Below are 15,039 nucleotides of genomic sequence, written 5' to 3'. Positions count from 1 at the left end.
TGCGTGAGGCCGCTTGGAAACGGGGCGCACAAGAAAACGCCCCCGCCCGGACGGGCAGGGGCGCTTTGGCCCGGGCATGAAGGAGGAGGAGGAGAGGAGTGCCCGGGAAAAAGGGAATTTTCAGCCGTAGACGTGCTGGCGCGCCAGGTCGGCGATATCGCTGCGGCGCACGCCGATGTCGGACAGCTCGTGGTCGGACAGCGCGTCCAGCTCATTGTAGGTGCGCTGGAATTCGCGGGCCTGGCCCCAGGACTCAATCAGGCCATCCACGGATGCGCGGATGCGGGCGGCGAGGCTGTGGGGGGTGTGTGCGGTGCTGATAACATGTGCCATCGTGACGTTCCTTGTCTCTGAGACCGGGCCTATTCCCGGTGGTCTGTGTGCTCACTTGCTGTGACACCGAGATAGGAGCGCGCTGCGATTCCAACAACTGACGGATCGGTCTGCCCGCTATGCACGCGCTGCAAGGGGCCGTGCCCGCGGGCGGCCGCCGCCGCAACGAAAAACGCCCCCGGCGGACCGGAGGCGTTTTCCAAAGTCAGGGATCGAAAAGGGGCTTAGCCGCGCTCTTCGATGATCTGAACCAGATGCGGGATCGAGTTGACCATGCCGCGCACGGAGGGGGTGTCCTCCAGCTCGCGGGTCTTGTGCATCTTGTTCAGGCCCAGGCCAACCAGGGTTGCGCGCTGTTTGGCGGGGCGGCGGATCGGCGAGCCGATCTGCTTGACGACGATGGTTTTTGCCATGTCTCTCTACTCCTTACGCTTCAGCTTCGGCAGCTGCCGGTGCGTCGTCCCGCTTGGGCAGGATGTCGGCGACCTTCTTGCCGCGGCGCTGAGCCACCGAACGCGGGCTCTGCTCTTTCTGCAGGCCGTTCAGGGTGGCGCGGATCATGTTGTAGGGGTTCTGCGAGCCGATCGACTTGGACACAACGTCCTTGATGCCCAGCATCTCGAACACGGCGCGCATCGGGCCGCCTGCGATGATACCGGTACCTTCCGGCGCGGTGCGCATCACAACCTTGCCTGCGCCGTGGCGGCCGGCCATGTCGTGGTGCAGGGTGCGGCCCTCTTTCAGCGGCACCCGGATCATCTGGCGCTTGGCCTGCTCGGTCGCCTTGCGGATCGCCTCGGGCACTTCTTTCGCCTTGCCCTTGCCAAAGCCCACACGGCCCTTCTGGTCGCCGACGACAACCAGGGCAGCAAAGCCGAAGCGCTTGCCGCCTTTTACGGTTTTCGACACGCGGTTGATCGCGACCAGGCGGTCGGCGAATTCCGGGGTCTCGTCACGGTCGCGGCGCGGGCCGCGGCGGTTTTCACGTTCTGCCATCAGGCATTCCTTTCAGTGCGGCGCATTGCAATAAGCATGTGGCGCCTTTTTGTCCGATCCTTGGTGAACCCGGACCAGGTCCGGGCTCCCGGATCATCGGGGCGGCCCCGAAAGGCCGCCCGCATGGGAGTTAGATCTTCAGGCCGCCGTCACGCGCAGCGTCGGCCAGAGCCTTCACCTTGCCGTGGAACAGGAAGCCGCCGCGGTCGAAGTAGGCCTCGGTCACGCCGGCCGCTTTCGCGCGCTCGGCGATCAGAGCGCCAACCTTGGCCGCTGCTTCGACGTTGTTCTTGCCGACAACGCCGAGATCTTTTTCCAGAGTGGATGCGGCAGCCACGGTCACGCCGCGCAGGTCGTCGATCAGCTGAACAGAGATGTTCTTGTTCGAACGGTGCACGGAGAGACGCGGACGGCCCGCATTCACTTTGCGAAGCTTGTTCCGGACGCGCAGCCGGCGCTTCAGAAACAGGGTACGTTTGCTGTTTGCCATTTTGCTGGTCCTTACTTCTTCTTGCCTTCCTTGCGGAAGATGAACTCGCCCTTGTAGCGGATGCCCTTGCCCTTGTAGGGCTCGGGACGGCGCCAGTCGCGGATTTTCGCCGCCACTTCGCCCACCTGCTGCTGGTCGATACCTTCCACAACGATTTCGGTCTGCTTCGGCGCGGTGATGGTGACACCGTCCGGAGCAACGAAGTCGACATCGTGGCTGTAGCCCAGGTTCAGCTTCAGGGTGTTGCCCTGCATCTGCGCCCGGTAACCCACACCCTGGATCTCAAGCTCTTTCTTGAAGCCCTGGGTGACGCCGGTCACGAGGTTGGCCACCTGAGTGCGGGACATGCCCCACTGCTGACGGGCACGCTTGGACTTGCCGCGCGGCTCGATGGTGACCACGTTGTCGTTGACCACCAGGGTCACGTCGTCGGTGGCGGTGAAGGTGCGGGCGCCTTTCGGGCCTTTCACTTCGATGGTCTGGCCGGAGACCGAAGCGGACACGCCGCTGGGCAGTTCGACCGGTTTTTTACCAATACGGGACATTGCGAGGCCTCCTTAGAAGACGGTGCAAAGCACTTCGCCGCCAACGTTGGCTGCGCGTGCGCTTGCGTCCGACATCACACCCTTGGGGGTGGAGACAATCGACACGCCCAGGCCCTGGCGGACCGACGGGATGTCATTGACGCCCATGTAAACGCGGCGGCCGGGCTTGGAAACCCGCTTGAGCTCGCGAATGACAGGTTCGCCGTCGAAGTATTTCAGGCTGATTTCGATGGCCGGGTGGCCATTGGCACCAGTCATCTTCTCATAACCGCGGATGTAGCCCTCGTCAGCAAGCACGTCCAGAACCCAGGCGCGCAGTTTCGACGCCGGAGTCAGAACGGTGGACTTGCCGCGCATCTGAGAGTTACGGATACGGGTGAGCATATCGCCGATAGGATCGTTCATATCAGTCTCTCCCTTACCAGCTCGATTTCACCAGGCCGGGGATCTGGCCAGCAGACCCCAGCTCGCGCAGCGCAATACGGCTGACCTTCAGCTTACGGTAGTAAGCGTGCGGACGGCCGGTGAGCTGGCAGCGGTTGTGAAGACGGGTTGCCGACGAGTTGCGCGGCAGTTTCGCCAGCTTCAGGCGCGCCTTGAAGCGCTCTTCCATCGGACGGCTTTCGTCGTTTGCGATTTCTTTCAGCTCGGCACGCTTTGCGGCGTATTTGGCCACCAGGCGTTCGCGCTTCTTCTCGCGTTCGATCATGCTTTTCTTAGCCATGGTCTCTATCCTTCCCGCGCTTAGCTGTTGAAGGGCATGTTGAAAGCTTTCAACAGCGCCTTTGCTTCCGCGTCGGTTTTCGCGGTGGTGGCGATCACGATGTCCATGCCCCAGGGCTCATCGATCTTGTCGAAATCGATTTCCGGGAACACGATGTGCTCTTTCAGGCCCATGGCATAGTTGCCGCGGCCGTCGAAAGAGGTGCCCGAAACGCCGCGGAAGTCGCGGATACGGGGCATCGCGATGGTGATCAGACGGTCGAGGAATTCGTACATCCGGTCACCGCGCAGGGTCACCTTGGCGCCCATCGGCATGCCTTCGCGGACGCGGAAGCCGGCGATGGAGTTCTTGGCCACGGTGGTCAGAGCTTTCTGGCCCGCGATGAGGGTCAGATCGGCCTGGGCGGACTTGGCTTTCTTGCTGTCCTTGACGGCCGCACGGCCGCAGCCGATGTTCAGAACGATTTTCTCCAGCTTGGGGAGCATCATGTCGTTCTTGTAGCCGAACTCTTCTTTCAGGGCGCCGCGGATGGTGTCCTTGTAGAGAGTTTTCAGACGCGGGGTGTAGGTTGCGTTATCAAGCATCGATCACGTCCCCCGTGGTTTTGGCGAAGCGCACTTTCTTGTCGCCTTCCATGCGGAAGCCAACGCGGGTTGCTTTGCCGTTCGCGTCCAGCAGAGCCAGGTTCGACAGGTCGATCGGCAGTGCCTTGGGCAGGCGGCCGCCCTGGCTGTTCTGGGTCTGGCGGGTGTGGCGGATCGCCATGTTCACGCCTTCGACAACGGCTTTGCCGGCTTTCGGGTCAACGGAGGCGATGGTGCCTTCCTTGCCCTTGTCGCGGCCGGACAGCACGACGACCTTGTCGCCTTTGCGGAGTTTAGCAGCCATGATTACAGCACCTCCGGAGCAAGCGAGATGATCTTCATGAAGTTTTTCGCGCGCAGCTCACGAACAACCGGGCCGAAGATACGGGTGCCGACCGGCTCGTTGTTGTTGTTCAGGATAACGGCCGCGTTCCGGTCGAACCGGATTGCGGTGCCGTCTTCGCGGCGGACTTCTTTGGCGGTGCGCACGACAACGGCCTTGCGGACGTCGCCTTTTTTCACGCGGCCGCGCGGGATGGCTTCCTTGACCGAAACGACGATGATGTCGCCTACGGATGCGTATTTACGCTTGGAGCCACCCAGAACCTTGATGCACTGAACTCGGCGGGCGCCGGAGTTGTCAGCAACATCCAGATTTGTTTGCATCTGGATCATGTGGTTTCTCCCGACCTTTGGGGCGCCGATGCGTGGCGTGATCCCCCAGGGTTTCGACTGACTGTTAAGTCTAGCCGCCAGGAGTCTCTGTCGAGACTCTTAGGCTTCCAGAACTTCCCAGCGTTTCGTTTTCGATTTCGGCGCGCATTCGATGATGCGTACGGAATCGCCGACCTTGAAAGCGTTCTTCTCATCGTGAGCCCGGTATTTCTTGGACTTACGGATGGTTTTCTTCAGAACCGGGTGCGTGAAGCGGCGTTCAACCGAGACGGTGACGGTCTGGGCGTTTGCGTCGCTGGTCACAACGCCTTGCAGGATACGTTTGGGCATTGTGGCGCTCCTTATTCAGCCGCTGCGGCGGCTTTTTCGTTCAGGATGGTCTTGACGCGGGCAGCATTGCGGCGGGCCGCCTTGATGCCGGAAGTCGATTCCAACTGACCGGTTGCCTGCTGAAAGCGCAGGTTGAAGCTCTCTTTTTTCAGGGATGCGAGGGTATCGCGGAGTTCATCCACGGTTTTCTCGCGCAGATCATTGGCGTTCATCGCCTTTGTTCCTTGTCCAAAGCACCAGAAGGCCCCGGCGGGTAACCTTTGACCTGGTGGGTTATGTCACCCGCGCCGGCGGCGCGGAAAAAAAGAATCACCCGGCCCGGATCCGTGGCGGACTGGGGACAGGCGATGGGTCCCTATAGAGGAGACCGGGTACAGGGGCAAGGGAAAGATTGGCGCCGCGGCGGGGCTCAGATAATCTCATCCTCGTCAAACATCGCCGCGCCGTCCAGCTGGGCGCTCAGGCTTTCGATGCGGCCTTCAGCCTCCTCCGGCGCGGACACTTTGGCGATGTGGAACAGGGCGTCGCCCTCGTTGACGATGGGCATGTTGGCGCGGCCGATGATCAGGCCCGGCTGGCTGGCGGTCAGCTCCATCTCCTGCTCGCCGAAGGGGTCGGCGACGATGCCCAGCACGTCGCCTGCCTCGACCATCTCGCCGGTGGTCTTGTAGGCGCGCAACAGCCCGCCGGCAGGCGCGCGCTCCCAGCTGCTGTCGCTGGCCTTGACCGGTGCGGCTTCCGCCAGCGGCACGCCATCCTCGGGGATCATGCCAAGCGCATGCATCACCCGCAGGATGCCGGCGACGCCAACGCGGGCGGATTGCTCGTCGAACCTGAGCCCCTCCCCCGCCTCGTACAGCAGGATATCGACCCCGCGCGCCTGCGCCTCCTTGCGCAGGGAGCCGTCCCGCAGCCCGGAGCGGATCACCACCGGCGCGCCGAAGGCATCGGCATAGGCCAGGGTCTCCTTCCGTTTAGGGGAAACCCGGATCTGCGGCATGTTGGTGCGGTGGATCGCGGCCGAATGCAGATCGATGCCCAGATCGCAGCGGGCGACGATCTCGGTCATGAACAGATTCGCCAGGCGGCTGGCCAGCGACCCGCCCTCGGTGCCCGGGAAACAGCGGTTGAGGTCGCGCCGGTCCGGCAGGTAGCGGGAATGGTTCAGAAAGCCGAAGGTGTTGACGATCGGCACCACGATCAATGTGCCCTTGAGGCGGGAGAACTTGCGGCTGCGCAGCAGGCGGCGGGCGATTTCCACCCCGATCACCTCGTCGCCGTGGATGGCGGCGGAGACAAACAGCGCAGGCCCCTCCTCCGCGCCGTGGATCACATGCGCGGACATGGTGACCGGCGTGTGATCCGACAGCACGCTGACCGGCAGATCCACCGTGCGGCGGGTGCCGGGCGGGATGTGGAAGCCGCCGATTTCAAAAGGGGAACGCCGCGCCATAAATACCTCCCGCCGTGCCGTTCCGGAAGGCTAAGCGGCTTTGCGGGCTTTTACAATTGCGGCAGGGCGGAACCGCTGACCCAATTGCCGCACCCTGTTGAGAGTGGTTTCGAACTTCCAGCCGTCCGGAAGCCGGGGGGCCAGAGACGGGTCTCTGCCGCATGGATCATCAGGGCACCGCGGCGGGTCCTGAGACGCCGGATGTCCTTGACCGCGATTTCCCTGCAAGCGCCCTGCCTGTCCACTGCCGGAACACGCGGCGTGGCAATCACGCAGGTGGCTGAGCGGAAGGCGCGGTGAACAAACAGCCAGATCACCAGAGCAACCGGCGCGCAAAGGGCAATGACCAGAATTCCGGTCAGCGCCGGCGCAATGCGCGCAGGCACTGCGTGAACAATCTGCTCGCCTTCCCGGAGCAAGACCGGCGCACGGTCCTGCATTCGCGGCGCTCGTTGAGCACAGCCGAACCGGAGAACAGATCAGTCCCAACGGTAGTTGAAACTGACCGAAATCCGCTCGTCCTCGGCCATGTTCAGCGGCACCTCGTGGCGGATGAAGCTTTCCCACAGCAGCACGTCGCCCACGCCGGGCGCTTGGTAGACAAAGGTCTTCAGCTCCTGCCGGCAGTCCTTCCGGCGCGGCGGATGCGCCATCATCATCGCGTGGCGCGGGTCCTCCAGCTTCAGCGCCGAGGCGCCCTCGGGCATCGACACATAGGTGGTGCCGGAAATCACCGAATGCGGGTGGATGTGGCTGGCATGGGTGCCGCCCTCGGGCAGGATGTTGATCCACAGATCCTCCAGCACCAGCGCGCGCCCGTCCAGATCCAGCTCCAGATCCCTGGCAAACGCCGCCACATGGGCGTCCAGCGATTTCACCAGATCGGCAAAGATGGGAAACCGCCAGGGCAGATCGGTCAGCGAGGCATAGGAGGTATAGCCGGGATAGCCGTTCGCCTCGCACCAGTCCTGGCCCGCATCGTCGTCGCCGGCGATGACAAGGCAGGAGTTTTCCAGTTCCTGCGCGTCAACCGATGGTCCGTGTTCGGACAGCTGCGCGCGGTAGAGGCGGGTCACAAAGAGCGATTCAATCTGGGCCATGGCGGCCTGATAGCGCAGCAGCACACCCTTGGCGAGATGCTTCCGCCTGCGCGGCCGCTTCTTTCCGGTCCGATATGCGCGGGAAAACGTCCGGCGGCGGCTGTGCGGGCCTATGCCTCATGGCGGCAGCCCCCGGTGCCCATCCGCTTCAGGCGTCTGGATCAGCTCCCGGAATTATCTCCGGATCATAGCCGAGGAGCACGAAATCCGCCTTGAACCGCTGCTGAATGATGGCCACGCTTTCCGCGTCCAGGGCCGTTTCCGTATTCCCCGCGGTGCGGGACGTGGCATTCGAATGTCCCAGCGGCACACGGAATCCGATGAGCTCCTCGACCCTCGGCCATTCCTCTTCGAGCTGTTCCAGCTTGATCACCAGATCCACCATGATCCTGCCCTGCTTATCGAGAAGCCAGGCGGTACAGGGGGCAAACAGGTAGGGATTGTCAAAGACCAGCGGATCACGCTGTCCGATGGCACGCCGGACCCATTCATTCAGCTCCAGCTCCCCGCCCATTGTGGCCGGATGGCTGCGCGCGACCCTGTAACGGTACAGGGAGGTCAGCCGCGAATACGGATTGCGGACAATCGAAAACGAAGGCAGCTGCTGCCAGCGCGCGGCACCGATCACCTCCCGCCGCGTGAGTGCGGTGTAGTGAAGCGTGGGCAGCCCCAGCGCCTCGCAGACCGACGTGCCGCCGCATTTGTTTATGTGAACGAAGCTGAACGGCAGCGCGTCCCACCCCGCTTCCGCCGGGAAGAACTGTGTCAGGTCCGGTAGTGATAGTCCCATTTTGGTAACGCCCTTTCTTGAACTCCACTCCGTTCTGGCTGCACCTCACCTGCCTGTATGGGTGAATCTCCTTTCAGAAAGGTAAAACGCCCCGCCGCACCGGCCCCGGGCTTGGCGCCGCGGCGCGCGCGGCGGGCGAATCCCGCCGCAGCCAAGGCGTCCGCCGCGGCGCGCGCGGCTTCGCCGTCAGCCTTCCACCATCGTCATCGCGCAGCCGCGGTGCGCATTCGGCATGCCCACATGATGCGGGTTCTGGACCAGATACCAGACCGGCGCGTGACCGGGAGCCTGCGTGCGCGAATAGGTGCAGCCGTCGGGCGAAGTCCAATGCGCGGCATTGCCGCTGCGCGACACGCTTACCTGCGGCAGGAAGCTCTTCACCATGACCCGCTGCGCCACCGGGTTCCGGTAGTTGGTGGCGGGCCCGTACATTTTCGACAAATCATTGCGGTCGAATTCCACCGCGCCGCAGGCGGCCAAGCCAAAACACAAGGTTGCAGGGATTATAACGCGCATCACTGGTTTTCCTTTCTCAACACCGCACACAAGCCGCACCAGCCGGGTTCGAACACGCGCCGCTCCCCCGATGGGAGATTGGCCGGGGCCGGAACAACCATGAGGTCAAGGATTGGAACAAAGGCTGTACATCAGGTTAACAATGCATGTTCCCCTAAAAAGCAAACCACTTTGCCGGCCGCCCGGAAACGGAAAAGCCCCCGCCGGTTTCCCGGCGGGGGCTTCAAATTTCAGAAGACGGCAGGTCTTACCAGTCTTCGCGGACCACGACGCGGGTCTTGACCGGCAGCTTCATCGCCGCCAGGCGCAGGGCCTCGCGGGCGACTTCGTCGCTGACGCCGTCGATCTCGAACATCACGCGGCCAGGCTTAACCTTGGCTGCCCAGTAGTCCACGGAGCCTTTACCTTTACCCATACGGACTTCGGTCGGCTTCGAGGTCACCGGAGTGTCCGGGAAGATCCGGATCCAAACACGGCCCTGGCGCTTCATATGGCGGGTCATGGCACGGCGGGCAGCCTCGATCTGGCGTGCGGTCACACGCTCAGGGGTGGTTGCCTTCAGGCCATAGGTGCCGAAGTTCAGGTCGGAACCGCCTTTTGCCAGGCCGTGAATCCGGCCCTTATGCATCTTGCGGAATTTAGTGCGCTTTGGCTGAAGCATCTCAATTCCTCCTTAGCGGCGGCCGCCACCAGCACCACGGGGTGCAGGGCCGTCCTGGATTTCCTGAGCCTTACGGTCACGCGCCTGGGGGTCATGTTCCATGATCTCGCCTTTGAAGATCCAGGTTTTGATCCCGATGATGCCATAGGCAGTCTTGGCTTCGACGTGTGCGTAATCGATGTCGGCACGCAGGGTGTGCAGCGGCACGCGGCCTTCACGGTACCATTCGGTACGCGCGATTTCCGCACCGCCGAGACGGCCCGCAACGTTCACGCGGATGCCCAAGGCACCCATGCGCATGGCGTTCTGCACGGCGCGCTTCATCGCACGGCGGAAGGAGACGCGGCGCTCCAGCTGCTGTGCGATGGACTCGCCGACCAGAGCAGCGTCGAGTTCCGGCTTGCGGACTTCGACGATGTTCAGGTGCAGTTCGCTGTCGGTGATGTTCGCCAGCTTCTTGCGCAGGGTTTCGATGTCTGCGCCCTTCTTGCCGATGATCACGCCCGGACGCGCGGTGTGGATGGTCACACGGCACTTCTTGTGAGGGCGCTCGATGATCACGCGGGCAATACCGGCCTGCTTGCACTCATCCTTGATGAACTCGCGGATCTTGATGTCTTCCAGCAGAAGATCACCGAAATCCTTGGTGTCGGCGTACCAGCGGCTGTCCCAGGTGCGGTTCACCTGCAGGCGCATGCCGATCGGATTAACTTTGTTACCCATTAGGCTTGCTCCTCAACTTGACGCACCTTGATGGTGATCTCCGCGAACGGCTTCAGGATTTTGCCGAACCGGCCACGGGCACGCGGACGGCCGCGCTTCATGGTCAGGTTCTTGCCAACCCATGCCTCGGCGACGATCAGTTCATCGACGTCCAGGTTGTGGTTGTTCTCGGCGTTCGCGATGGCGGACTGAAGGCATTTCTTCACGTCTGCTGCAATCCGCTTGTTGGAGAAGGTCAGGTCGGTCAGCGCCTTCTCGACCTTCTTGCCGCGGATCATCTGAGCCACCAGGTTCAGTTTCTGCGGCGAGGTCCGGAGCATGCGCAGCTTTGCCATTGCTTCGTTGTCTGCCACGCGGCGGGGGTTCTTTTCCTTGCCCATGACTTACTTCCGCTTCGCTTTTTTGTCGGCGGCATGGCCATAATAGGTCCGGGTCGGCGAGTATTCACCGAACTTCTGACCGATCATGTCTTCCGAGACGTTGACGGGGATGTGCTTCTGGCCGTTGTACACACCAAAGGTCAGGCCGACGAACTGCGGCAGGATGGTGGAACGGCGCGACCAGATCTTGATCACTTCATTGCGGCCCGATTCACGCGCTGCTTCGGCCTTTTTCAGGACATAAGCATCAACGAAGGGGCCTTTCCATACGGAACGTGCCATGGATTAGCGGCCTTTCTTCTTGGCGTGGCGCGAGCGGACGATAAGCTTCTGCGACGCCTTGTTTTTGTTGCGGGTCCGTTTGCCCTTGGTCGGTTTGCCCCAGGGGGTCACCGGGTGGCGGCCACCGGAGGTCCGGCCTTCACCACCGCCGTGGGGGTGGTCGATCGGGTTCATCACGACACCACGCACGGAAGGACGCTTGCCCTTGTGGCGCATGCGGCCGGCTTTACCGAAGTTCTGGTTCGAGTTGTCCGGGTTCGACACGGCACCGACGGTGGCCATGCATTCCTGGCGCACCAGGCGCAGCTCGCCCGAGCTGAGGCGGATCTGGGCGTAACCGCCGTCACGGCCAACGAACTGAGCGTAGGTCCCGGCTGCACGGGCGATCTGGCCGCCTTTGCCGGGCTTCATTTCGATGTTGTGGACGATGGTGCCGATCGGCATGCCCGAGAACGGCATTGCGTTGCCCGGCTTGATGTCGGCCTTTGCAGACGCGACGACCTTGTCACCGACAGCCAGGCGCTGGGGTGCCAGGATGTAGGCCTGTTCGCCGTCTTCGTATTTGATCAGCGCGATGAATGCGGTCCGGTTCGGGTCGTATTCGATCCGCTCAACGGTGGCCGCTACATCAAATTTGTTCCGTTTGAAGTCAACGATCCGGTAGAGGCGCTTTGCGCCGCCGCCACGGCGGCGTGCAGTGATCCGTCCGGTGTTGTTCCGGCCGCCCGATTTGGTCAGGCCCTCAGTGAGGGATTTGACCGGACGCCCTTTCCAAAGCTCCGAACGGTCGATCAGAACCAGCCCACGCTGGCCCGGCGTCGTCGGCTTATACGACTTGAGTGCCATGCTTTCTGTCTTCCGTTTAGCGTGCAGGCCCTTAGGTTCTTGTCTTTGGACCCGCTATGTTTAAGGCCCCCGTAGGTGCCTGAGTTATAGGGCCCCGAAGGTCCCCAGGTTCGAACATCCTGACAAACGTAACGACCCCGGAACGAATCCGGGGTCTGCAGGATGGATGGCGTGTAGCAGAGGTGTTTGGGGGAGTCTAGGGGTAAGCATCAAGCCCCCTACAAACAAAAGTCCTCCTCATGAATCGCAAGGTCACTAATGCATTCGTTTTTCGAAGTCGGCGAGTTCAAAGATCCACTCCGAGACGGCCTGAAGATCTTCATCAGCAACATTCATTGACCTCCTGATGTAGTAGTACACTCTCAGGAAAAAGATATCCGCCAATGTTGCCTTGTTATAGTTGAAGTCCACATTCAGTGCACTCGGCACAACTCCTTTAAAGGGGTGCAGCCCTGCCACCAAGAGAAGTTGCTTTGAAAGACAAGCATCTAAATCCTCATATGGAGTGAAGATATACGCCCTTCCCTCTGTCTTTCTGCCTTTTAAAGAGACTGTACAGTTAGTATCGGAAAACAGCTGAGCATAATAATCTTTGCTCACGCTGCTTTCCTGCTCATCCATTCGCCTGGCCAAATACAAACGGGTCACCTTTGGATCCGCTATTTCACGCGCCTTCCTTAGAAGGAAGTCGCGATCACCGACGAACATAACCAAGTTCGCTCTTTCAATTTTCTCTTCAGGGTCTGAATCAATCCCCGCCTCACTGAAGACATCATAGAATTCTTCCCCACTCTTAAAGATAAGGAAGGGAGTTTTTGCCTCCTCAGTCACCACAACGTGGAAAGTTAACTTTGCCTCCGGCCAATAGAACGGTGAGAATTCGCAGATCTCACACCCCAAGACAGCTTTCACAAAGTCCTTAGCCAGTGCTACATCACTCAGTAGAGGCGAGTAATCAACCGGCTCTTCTCGTGCCCGCCTGTATCCACCCTCTATGTTTCCCGAATCATCAATCGAGAAGCGCTTATAGCCATAGCTGGCGACTCTTTCCCTGGAAAACAGTTCCGAATGAATGTTCACTGAGGCTTGATCGCTAACTTCCAGAGCAACAACCTTCCCTTCAGAAAGAAAGATCAAAGAAAGAGCTGTTGCAGCAAATCTGTGCATCCGCATCACGCAAGTTCCCCTCAATGCAAAGTTTAGTAGTGGGAGGATTCTATGGCGACTTCAAGCGTCAGCGCCGTCCCGCGGGATGGCGCTCTCAACCTGGCGTTTAGCAGTTTATCCCGGCCAAATCCGTAGGACCTCACCGACACGCAGAACATCAGCCATAGCGCTGCCCCATGGGGGCGGGTCATGCCAGAGGCATGCTTTCAGCATGACGCTGGCGCGGCGGGCTGCGCCCTTGATTCCGCGCCGGGAGCAAGATCACAGCTCACCGCTTGATGGCTGTTGCGTGAGGTGCGCACGCAGGGCTTCGCGAATCTTAACCGGCTGCGGCTATACCTCAGGGCAAAGCTGCCTTTAGGACCCCGCCATGCCCCACAAGCCCCCTGCCCAGACAAAAAAGGCCCCCGCTTCCGCGAGGGCCTCTCAATCTTGTCAAAAAGGCAGATCTCAGAGTCCGGTGGACACGTCGATGGTGTTGCCTTCTTCCAGGGTCACATAGGCCTTTTTCACGTCTTTCCGGCGGCCCATCTGGCCGCGGAAGCGCTTGACCTTGCCCTTGGTGACGGTGGTGTTGACCGCTTTCACCTTGACGCCAAAGAGAGCTTCGACGGCTTCCTTGATCATCGGCTTGTTGGAGTCGATTGCCACTTCGAACACCACTGCGCCGTTTTCGGACGCCATGGTGGATTTCTCGGTGATGATCGGCTTGCGGATCACGTCGTAGTGTTCTGCCTTCACGCTCATTTCAGACGAGCCTCCAGTGCTTCGACACCCGCCTTGGTGATCACCAGGGTGTCACGCTTGAGGATGTCATAGACGTTGGCACCGATGGTCGGCAGGATGTCCAGACCTTCGATGTTGCGCGACGCTTGCAGGAAACCTTCGTTGACCGAAGCGCCGTCGATGATCAGCGCGCGTTTCCAGCCCAGGTTCTTCACCTGCTTGGCCAGAGCGGCGGTTTTGCCTTCGGCGGCTGCATCCTCGATGATGACCAGTTCGCCCGCTTTCGCCTTGGCGGACAGCGCGTGGCGCAGGCCCAGCTTGCGGAACTTCTTGGTCAGCTCGTGGCCGTGCGACCGGACAACGGGGCCTTTGTAGATGCCGCCCTTGCGGAAGATCGGCGCGTTGCGGTCACCGTGGCGTGCGCCGCCGGTGCCCTTCTGGCGGTAGATCTTCTTGGTCGAGTAGGAGGTCTCGGAGCGGGTCTTCACCTTGTGGGTGCCCTGCTGCGCATTGTTGCGCTGCCAGCGGACCACGCGGTGCAGGATGTCCGCACGCGGCTCCAGGCCGAACAGGTCTTCGGACAGCTCGATGTCGCCAGCCTTGCCGCCGTCGAGTTTGATCACGTCAAGTTTCATGCTTCACCACCTTCCGCGGGGGCTTCTGCAGCCGGTGCTTCGGTTGCTGCTGCTTTCAGGGCGGCCGGGAACGGCAGACCTTCGGGCGCTTTCTTCTTCACGGCGTCCTTGACGGTGACCCAGCCGGATTTCGGCCCCGGTACGGCGCCTTTGATGAAGACCAGGCCGCGCTCGGCGTCGGTTTTCACCACTTCCAGGTTCTGGGTGGTCACGCGGGCAGCGCCCATGTGGCCGGCCATCTTCTTGCCTTTGAAGACCTTGCCCGGATCCTGGCACTGGCCGGTGGAGCCGTGCGAACGGTGCGAGATCGACACGCCGTGCGAGGCGCGCAGGCCGCCGAAGTTGTGCCGCTTCATGGCACCGGCGAAACCTTTACCGATCGAGGTGCCGGTGACGTCCACTTTCTGGCCTGCCAGGAAGTGTTCGGCCGAAATCTCGGCGCCGACTTCGATCAGCGCGTCTGCGGGCACGCGGAATTCCGCGAGCTTCCGCTTCGGCTCGACCTTGGCGGCTGCGAAATGGCCGCGCATGGCTTGGCTGGTGCGCTTTGCCTTGGCGGAGCCTGCACCCAGCTGAACGGCGGTGTAGCCGTCCTTGTCCTCGGTGCGCTGTGCCACGACCTGCAGGCCGTCCAGCGACAGAACGGTCACCGGGATCTGCTTGCCGTCTTCCAGGAACAGCCGGGTCATGCCGACTTTCTTTGCGATAATACCAGAGCGCATGTTTCTATACCCTCCGATCTTACGACTGCAGCTTGATTTCGACGTCCACGCCAGCCGCCAGGTCGAGCTTCATCAGCGCGTCCACGGTCTGGGGGGTCGGATCAACGATGTCGAGCAGGCGCTTGTGGGTCCGGATTTCGAACTGGTCGCGCGATTTCTTGTCAACGTGGGGGCCACGCAGAACAGTGAATTTCTCGATCTTGTTGGGCATCGGGATCGGGCCACGGACCTGAGCGCCGGTGCGCTTGGCTGTGTTGACGATTTCCTGCGTGCTGGCATCCAGGACGCGGTAATCGAATGCCTTCAGCCGGATACGGATGTTTTGGCTTTGCATTACATCTGCCTTTATTGAGGCGTTGGG

General features: G+C 61.4%; 26 protein-coding genes. All 26 read right to left on the bottom strand.

Annotated features, from left to right (window positions below):
* Positions 1 to 120: 120 nt before the first annotated feature.
* The 26 genes from OKQ63_RS01350 to rpsJ all read right to left on the bottom strand — a co-directional run bounded on the left by OKQ63_RS01350 (position 121) and on the right by rpsJ (position 15,012).
* Positions 121 to 333 carry a DUF1127 domain-containing protein gene (locus OKQ63_RS01350; protein ID WP_264212189.1) on the bottom strand — a complete coding sequence of 71 codons (213 nt, stop codon included), beginning with the start codon at positions 331 to 333 and terminating at the stop codon, positions 121 to 123.
* Positions 334 to 557: 224 nt separating this feature from the next.
* On the bottom strand, positions 558 to 746 hold the full coding sequence (gene rpmD / locus OKQ63_RS01345) for a 50S ribosomal protein L30 (protein ID WP_019298002.1): 189 nt from the start codon (positions 744 to 746) through the stop codon (positions 558 to 560).
* 13 nt (positions 747 to 759) lie between these two features.
* Positions 760 to 1,329 (bottom strand): 30S ribosomal protein S5, encoded by a 570-nt coding sequence (gene rpsE / locus OKQ63_RS01340; protein ID WP_259968213.1) that lies wholly within the window; start codon positions 1,327 to 1,329, stop codon positions 760 to 762.
* Between the two features lie 130 nt (positions 1,330 to 1,459).
* Entirely contained in the window at positions 1,460 to 1,819 is a 360-nt protein-coding gene (gene rplR, locus OKQ63_RS01335) for a 50S ribosomal protein L18 (protein ID WP_264212188.1), read from the bottom strand.
* Between the two features lie 11 nt (positions 1,820 to 1,830).
* On the bottom strand, positions 1,831 to 2,364 hold the full coding sequence (rplF, locus tag OKQ63_RS01330; protein ID WP_264212187.1) for a 50S ribosomal protein L6: 534 nt from the start codon (positions 2,362 to 2,364) through the stop codon (positions 1,831 to 1,833).
* A 12-nt stretch (positions 2,365 to 2,376) separates the two neighbouring features.
* Positions 2,377 to 2,769: a 30S ribosomal protein S8 gene (gene rpsH / locus OKQ63_RS01325; RefSeq protein ID WP_264212186.1), complete on the bottom strand. Its 393-nt coding sequence runs from the start codon at positions 2,767 to 2,769 to the stop codon at positions 2,377 to 2,379.
* Positions 2,770 to 2,782: 13 nt separating this feature from the next.
* Entirely contained in the window at positions 2,783 to 3,088 is a 306-nt protein-coding gene (gene rpsN, locus OKQ63_RS01320; protein WP_019297997.1) for a 30S ribosomal protein S14, read from the bottom strand.
* A 20-nt stretch (positions 3,089 to 3,108) separates the two neighbouring features.
* Positions 3,109 to 3,672 carry a 50S ribosomal protein L5 gene (rplE, locus tag OKQ63_RS01315; protein WP_264212185.1) on the bottom strand — a complete coding sequence of 188 codons (564 nt, stop codon included), beginning with the start codon at positions 3,670 to 3,672 and terminating at the stop codon, positions 3,109 to 3,111.
* Positions 3,665 to 3,976, bottom strand: a complete 312-nt coding sequence (gene rplX, locus OKQ63_RS01310) for a 50S ribosomal protein L24 (RefSeq protein WP_264212184.1) — start codon at positions 3,974 to 3,976, stop codon at positions 3,665 to 3,667. Before rplX ends, rplE begins: the two co-directional genes overlap by 8 nt.
* A gap of 2 nt (positions 3,977 to 3,978) precedes the next feature.
* Positions 3,979 to 4,347, bottom strand: a complete 369-nt coding sequence (rplN, locus tag OKQ63_RS01305) for a 50S ribosomal protein L14 (protein WP_005621870.1) — start codon at positions 4,345 to 4,347, stop codon at positions 3,979 to 3,981.
* A gap of 99 nt (positions 4,348 to 4,446) precedes the next feature.
* Positions 4,447 to 4,677: a 30S ribosomal protein S17 gene (rpsQ, locus tag OKQ63_RS01300; protein WP_005621877.1), complete on the bottom strand. Its 231-nt coding sequence runs from the start codon at positions 4,675 to 4,677 to the stop codon at positions 4,447 to 4,449.
* Positions 4,678 to 4,688: 11 nt separating this feature from the next.
* A complete protein-coding gene (gene rpmC, locus OKQ63_RS01295; RefSeq protein ID WP_264212183.1) occupies positions 4,689 to 4,889 on the bottom strand; it encodes a 50S ribosomal protein L29 in 201 nt (66 codons plus the stop codon).
* Between the two features lie 197 nt (positions 4,890 to 5,086).
* Complete coding sequence (locus OKQ63_RS01290; RefSeq protein ID WP_264212182.1) at positions 5,087 to 6,130, bottom strand: succinylglutamate desuccinylase/aspartoacylase family protein; 1,044 nt, start codon at positions 6,128 to 6,130, stop codon at positions 5,087 to 5,089.
* 479 nt (positions 6,131 to 6,609) lie between these two features.
* Entirely contained in the window at positions 6,610 to 7,230 is a 621-nt protein-coding gene (locus OKQ63_RS01285; RefSeq protein ID WP_264212181.1) for a TIGR02466 family protein, read from the bottom strand.
* Positions 7,231 to 7,378: 148 nt separating this feature from the next.
* The gene (locus OKQ63_RS01280; RefSeq protein WP_264212180.1) at positions 7,379 to 8,020 is read right to left on the bottom strand and encodes a sulfotransferase family 2 domain-containing protein; all 642 of its coding nucleotides are present in this window, start codon (positions 8,018 to 8,020) and stop codon (positions 7,379 to 7,381) included.
* A 186-nt stretch (positions 8,021 to 8,206) separates the two neighbouring features.
* A complete protein-coding gene (locus OKQ63_RS01275; protein ID WP_264212179.1) occupies positions 8,207 to 8,536 on the bottom strand; it encodes a hypothetical protein in 330 nt (109 codons plus the stop codon).
* A 247-nt stretch (positions 8,537 to 8,783) separates the two neighbouring features.
* Positions 8,784 to 9,197: a 50S ribosomal protein L16 gene (rplP, locus tag OKQ63_RS01270; RefSeq protein ID WP_027235542.1), complete on the bottom strand. Its 414-nt coding sequence runs from the start codon at positions 9,195 to 9,197 to the stop codon at positions 8,784 to 8,786.
* Between the two features lie 12 nt (positions 9,198 to 9,209).
* Positions 9,210 to 9,920 carry a 30S ribosomal protein S3 gene (gene rpsC / locus OKQ63_RS01265; RefSeq protein WP_264212178.1) on the bottom strand — a complete coding sequence of 237 codons (711 nt, stop codon included), beginning with the start codon at positions 9,918 to 9,920 and terminating at the stop codon, positions 9,210 to 9,212.
* Positions 9,920 to 10,300, bottom strand: coding sequence for a 50S ribosomal protein L22 (gene rplV / locus OKQ63_RS01260; RefSeq protein ID WP_264212177.1), 381 nt, complete (start codon positions 10,298 to 10,300; stop codon positions 9,920 to 9,922). Before rplV ends, rpsC begins: the two co-directional genes overlap by 1 nt.
* A 3-nt stretch (positions 10,301 to 10,303) precedes the next feature.
* A complete protein-coding gene (gene rpsS / locus OKQ63_RS01255) occupies positions 10,304 to 10,582 on the bottom strand; it encodes a 30S ribosomal protein S19 (protein ID WP_008554066.1) in 279 nt (92 codons plus the stop codon).
* A gap of 3 nt (positions 10,583 to 10,585) precedes the next feature.
* On the bottom strand, positions 10,586 to 11,428 hold the full coding sequence (gene rplB, locus OKQ63_RS01250) for a 50S ribosomal protein L2 (protein WP_019297986.1): 843 nt from the start codon (positions 11,426 to 11,428) through the stop codon (positions 10,586 to 10,588).
* Positions 11,429 to 11,683: 255 nt separating this feature from the next.
* A complete protein-coding gene (locus OKQ63_RS01245) occupies positions 11,684 to 12,601 on the bottom strand; it encodes a hypothetical protein (RefSeq protein WP_264212176.1) in 918 nt (305 codons plus the stop codon).
* A 444-nt stretch (positions 12,602 to 13,045) separates the two neighbouring features.
* Positions 13,046 to 13,342 (bottom strand): 50S ribosomal protein L23, encoded by a 297-nt coding sequence (locus tag OKQ63_RS01240; RefSeq protein WP_058285583.1) that lies wholly within the window; start codon positions 13,340 to 13,342, stop codon positions 13,046 to 13,048.
* Positions 13,339 to 13,956: a 50S ribosomal protein L4 gene (rplD, locus tag OKQ63_RS01235; RefSeq protein ID WP_008553333.1), complete on the bottom strand. Its 618-nt coding sequence runs from the start codon at positions 13,954 to 13,956 to the stop codon at positions 13,339 to 13,341. The genes OKQ63_RS01240 and rplD overlap by 4 nt, the downstream gene beginning before the upstream one ends.
* Positions 13,953 to 14,678: a 50S ribosomal protein L3 gene (rplC, locus tag OKQ63_RS01230; protein ID WP_264212175.1), complete on the bottom strand. Its 726-nt coding sequence runs from the start codon at positions 14,676 to 14,678 to the stop codon at positions 13,953 to 13,955. The genes rplD and rplC overlap by 4 nt, the downstream gene beginning before the upstream one ends.
* Before the next feature lie 19 nt (positions 14,679 to 14,697).
* Positions 14,698 to 15,012 (bottom strand): 30S ribosomal protein S10, encoded by a 315-nt coding sequence (gene rpsJ, locus OKQ63_RS01225; RefSeq protein ID WP_019298501.1) that lies wholly within the window; start codon positions 15,010 to 15,012, stop codon positions 14,698 to 14,700.
* Positions 15,013 to 15,039 lie beyond the last annotated feature (27 nt).

The organism is Leisingera thetidis (assembly GCF_025857195.1).
Taxonomy (GTDB): domain Bacteria; phylum Pseudomonadota; class Alphaproteobacteria; order Rhodobacterales; family Rhodobacteraceae; genus Leisingera; species Leisingera thetidis.
This window is presented reverse-complemented; position numbering and strand designations above follow the sequence as displayed.